Below are 3,683 nucleotides of genomic sequence, written 5' to 3' on the forward strand. Positions count from 1 at the left end.
CGCCGTCCTTCTCCATCTGTTCGGCGATCTTCATCGCCTCCTCGATCAGCGTCTCGACGATCTTCGACTCGGGAACGGTCTTGATGACCTCACCCTTCACGAAGATCTGCCCCTTGCCGTTGCCGGAGGCCACACCCAGATCGGCCTCCCGGGCCTCACCCGGCCCGTTGACGACACAGCCCATGACAGCCACCCGCAACGGAACCTCCATACCCTCCAGCCCCGCCGTGACCTCTTCCGCCAGCTTGTACACATCGACCTGGGCGCGGCCGCAGGACGGACACGAGACGATCTCCAGCCGCCGCTCCCTGAGCCCCAGCGACTGCAGGATCTGGATCCCCACCTTGATCTCCTCCACCGGCGGAGCCGACAGCGAGACCCGGATGGTGTCCCCGATGCCCTGCGACAGCAGCGCCCCGAAGGCGACCGCCGACTTGATCGTGCCCTGGAAGGCCGGGCCTGCCTCCGTGACGCCGAGGTGCAGCGGGTAGTCGCACTGGGCGGCCAGCTGACGGTAGGCCTCGACCATCACGACCGGGTCGTTGTGCTTGACGGAGATCTTGATGTCCCGGAAGTCGTGCTCCTCGAAGAGGGACGCCTCCCACAGGGCCGACTCGGCCAGCGCCTCGGGAGTCGCCCTGCCGTACTTCTGCAGCAGACGCCGGTCCAGCGAACCGGCGTTCACACCGATACGGATCGGGGTGCCGTGGTCCCTGGCCGCCCGGGCGATCTCCTTGACCTTGTCGTCGAACTGCTTGATGTTCCCCGGATTCACCCGCACCGCCGCACACCCGGCCTCGATCGCCGCGAACACGTACTTCGGCTGGAAATGGATGTCCGCGATCACCGGGATCTGCGACTTGCGGGCGATGGTCGCCAGCGCGTCCGCGTCGTCCTGCGTGGGACAGGCCACCCGCACGATCTGGCAGCCGGAAGCGGTCAGCTCCGCGATCTGCTGAAGCGTCGCCCCGACATCGGACGTACGCGTCGTCGTCATCGACTGCACGGACACGGGGGCGTCCCCGCCCACCGCCACGGACCCGACCTGGATCCACCGGGTCTTCCGGCGCTCGGCGAGCTTGGTCGGAACGGACGGCATGCCGAGAGAAATCGCAGTCATCTGCTGTGCAACCCCAAGTCGTGGATCAAGGTCCGGCTCCCCGTGAGCAGCGGGCTCCGCGCTCCGAGATTACGGCACCGGCCAATGCTCGGGCACATCGCGCCCGTAAACCCACCCAAAGGGCGACGGCCCGGAACCCCAGGGGTTCCGGGCCGTCGTGAACGTGAGGAGGCCGCGGTCCGGTGCTACGAGATCCGCACCGGGTTCACCACGTCCGCGATCAGGACGAGGAGGGTGAAGCAGACGAAGACCCCGGCCACCACGTAGGCCACCGGCATCAGTTTCGCGACGTCGAACGGGCCCGGGTCGGGGCGGCGCAGCACCCTGGCGAGGTTGCGGCGCAGCGACTCCCAGAGCGCGCCCGCGATGTGTCCGCCGTCGAGCGGCAGCAGCGGGAGCATGTTGAAGAGGAACAGGGAGAGGTTGAAGCCGGCGAGCAGCATCACGAACATGGCCATCTGCTGTGAGGCGGGGATCTCCAGGGTGGCGATCTCGCCGCCGACCCGGGCCGCGCCGACGACGCCCATCGGGGAGTCGGGTTCGCGCGGGCCGTCGCCGAAGGCGGCGTCCCACAGGGCGGGGATCTTGGACGGCAGGGCGGCGAGGGAGTCGACGGCGTCACCGACCCGGTCGGTCATCCAGACCACGGAGTCGCCGAGGTCCTGTTTGACGACGCCGGTGGCCGAGCTGAAGCCGAGGAAGCCGGCCTTGACGTACTCGCCCTCGACGTAGGTGCCGTTGCCGTCCTTCTTGGCGACCAGGTTGGTGGCGATCTCCGCCTGGAGGGTGACCTCCTGGCCGTCGCGGTCGACGACGATCGACACGCTCTTGCCGGCGCTGTCGCGGATGAGGTCGGAGAGGACGCCCCAGTCGTCGGTGCGGACCCCGTCGAAGGCGACGATCCTGTCGTCGGCCTTCATTCCGGCGGCGGCGGCCGGGGACTGGGGGTCGGACTTCTTGCAGTCGTCGCGGTTCTCGCTCTGCGAGATCACGCACTGCGAGACCGAGCTGACGGTGGTGGTCTGCTGCTGGATGCCGAAGCCCATGAGCACGGTGAGGAACAGCGCGACCGCGAGGACGAGGTTCATGAAGGGGCCCGCGAACATCACGATGACCCGTTTCCACGGCTTGCGCGTGTAGAACAGGCGCTTCTCGTCACCGGGCCGCAGTTCCTCGAAGGCGGCGGAGCGGGCGTCCTCGATCATGCCGCGCCACGGTGAGGTGGAACGGGCCTCGAGGCGGCCGTCGGGGCCGGGCGGGAACATGCCGATCATGCGGATGTATCCGCCGAACGGGATCGCCTTGACGCCGTACTCGGTCTCGCCCCTGTGCCGCGACCAGAGGGTCGGGCCGAAGCCGACCATGTACTGGGGCACGCGGATACCGAACATCTTGGCGGTGGACAGATGGCCCAGCTCGTGCCAGGCGATCGAGAACAGCAGGCCGGCCGCGAAGACGACTATGCCGAGGATGAACATCAGGATCGTCATGCACGCGCCTCCGCGCTCGCCGTCCGGACTGCCAGTTCCCGGGCCCTCTTCCGGGCCCAGGTCTCCGCTTCGAGGACGTCCGACACGGTCAGGGAGGTTCCCGACGCCGGGGTGCCGTGCTCTTCGACGACCCGGGTGACCGTCTCGATGATCCCGAGATACGGCAGCGTGCCGGCGCGGAAGGCCCCGACGCACTCCTCGTTCGCCGCATTGAACACCGCCGGGGCGGTTCCCGCGAGCTCGCCGACGTGCCGGGCGAGGTTCACCGAGGGGAACGCCTCGTTGTCGAGAGGGAAGAACTCCCAGGTGGACGCCTTGCTCCAGTCGAAGACCGGGGCGGCGTCGGGGACCCGTTCGGGCCAGCCGAGGCCGATGGCGATGGGCCCGCGCATGTCGGGGGGCGTCGCCTGGGCCAGTGTCGATCCGTCCGTGAACTCAACCATCGAGTGGACATACGACTGCGGATGCACGACCACCTCAATGCGGTCGAAGGGAATGTCGTAGAGCAGGTGTGCCTCGATGACCTCCAGGCCCTTGTTGACGAGGGTCGCGGAGTTGATCGTGATGACCGGGCCCATCGCCCAGGTGGGGTGGGCGAGGGCGTCCTCGACGGTGACGCCGGCCAGCTGCTCCCTGGTACGGCCGCGGAAGGGGCCGCCGGAGGCGGTGACGACGAGCTTGCGCACATCGGCGCGGGTGCCGGCGGCCAGCGCCTGGAAGAGGGCGGCGTGCTCGGAGTCGACCGGGATGATCTGCCCGGGCTCGGCGAGCGCCTTGACCAGCGGGCCGCCCACGATGAGCGACTCCTTGTTGGCGAGCGCGAGGGTGCGGCCCGCCTTCAGGGCGGCGAGGGTCGGAGCGAGTCCGATGGAGCCGGTGATGCCGTTCAGGACGGTGTGGCAGTCGGAGGCGGCGACCTCGGTGGCCGCGTCCGGTCCGGCCAGGATCCCGGGCAGCGGCTCCCCCGCGCCGTACCGCGCGGCCAGCGCCTCGCGCAGCGCCGGTACGGCGTCCTCGCGGGCGACGGCGACCGTGCGTACCCGCAGCCGGTGGGCCTGTTCGGCGAGGAGGGC

At 69.3% G+C, this 3,683-nt stretch carries 3 protein-coding genes; all 3 read right to left on the bottom strand.

Going from position 1 to position 3,683, the window contains the following annotated elements; translation table 11 throughout:
• Window positions 1–1,120, bottom strand: a 1,120-nt coding sequence (gene ispG / locus B9S61_RS20440) for a flavodoxin-dependent (E)-4-hydroxy-3-methylbut-2-enyl-diphosphate synthase (protein ID WP_103543558.1), incomplete at its 3' end; no start/stop codon positions are given.
• Between the two features lie 185 nt (window positions 1,121–1,305).
• The gene (locus B9S61_RS20445) at window positions 1,306–2,598 is read right to left on the bottom strand and encodes an RIP metalloprotease (RefSeq protein ID WP_103543559.1); all 1,293 of its coding nucleotides are present in this window, start codon (window positions 2,596–2,598) and stop codon (window positions 1,306–1,308) included.
• An 8-nt stretch (window positions 2,599–2,606) separates the two neighbouring features.
• The coding region (gene dxr, locus B9S61_RS20450) for a 1-deoxy-D-xylulose-5-phosphate reductoisomerase (protein ID WP_258039756.1) at window positions 2,607–3,683 on the bottom strand (1,077 nt) is incomplete at its 5' end.

It is taken from the genome of Streptomyces sp. SM1 (genome assembly GCF_002910825.1).
Lineage (GTDB): Bacteria > Actinomycetota > Actinomycetes > Streptomycetales > Streptomycetaceae > Streptomyces > Streptomyces okerensis.

Coding starts and splice junctions, on each gene's coding strand:
- B9S61_RS20445 (WP_103543559.1), bottom strand. CDS start 2,598: ATGTTCATCCTCGGCATAGTCGTCTTCGCGGCCGGCCTGCTGTTCTCG.